This is a genomic window from Arminella tubonensis (assembly GCF_003240585.1).
In the GTDB taxonomy this organism is placed as follows: domain Bacteria; phylum Pseudomonadota; class Alphaproteobacteria; order Rhizobiales; family Rhizobiaceae; genus Rhizobium; species Rhizobium tubonense.
Window position 1 is genome coordinate 1 of record NZ_PCDP01000046.1, and the last position, 611, is coordinate 611.

1 protein-coding gene is annotated in these 611 nt (G+C 54.2%); it reads left to right on the forward strand.

Going from position 1 to position 611, the window contains the following annotated elements; translation table 11 throughout:
- A partial coding sequence (locus tag CPY51_RS32885) for a hypothetical protein (RefSeq protein ID WP_195909607.1) occupies positions 1-581 on the forward strand: 581 nt, incomplete at its 5' end.
- Positions 582-611 lie beyond the last annotated feature (30 nt).

Here is a 611-nt window from a genome sequence, read left to right on the forward strand (position 1 = left end):
TGAACCAGCGTTTTGCTGTGCTGGCAACGACTGAGTTTTTCAACGAAATCGCCCAACTCCGGAAGATGCCTTTTTCGCAGTGCGCAAACCCCGGACGTGGAAAGAATGTGATGATCAAAACCGGTTTCCGTGTAGTGACAGCTGGGCTTGCCGTTATCGGGTTTGGTACCATTCTCTTCCTTCTTCTGGGTTTCGCGTTAGACGGCGGCACATCCGCCTTCGAACCTGACGCCACTACTTTCGTGACTTCTCCTTCCGGAACCGTCAAGGCCGTATTGACTACATGGACAGGCGGCGGCGCAATTTCTCCATATTGCTACGACCGGCTCACCGTCGTTCCAGTTGGAACGCCACCGGATAAAGAGAGCGCGAGCGACACGGCCGTGTTTGAAGCCGAGTGTGCCACTTTTGCGTTGCGGGATGGCATTATCGAGAATTCCCCCTCTGTCCTCTGGGAAGGCGATAAGAAGCTGAGAGTGAAATTCTCGATATCGGAGGCGGTGATCGTGCCCGCTTCCGTCAAACTACGAAAACAGGATGCTTCAGGGCAAATCGCGGTAGAGTTCGAACCGCAACCATGACTGTTCCCGAATGGCAGCAATGGGCCAACT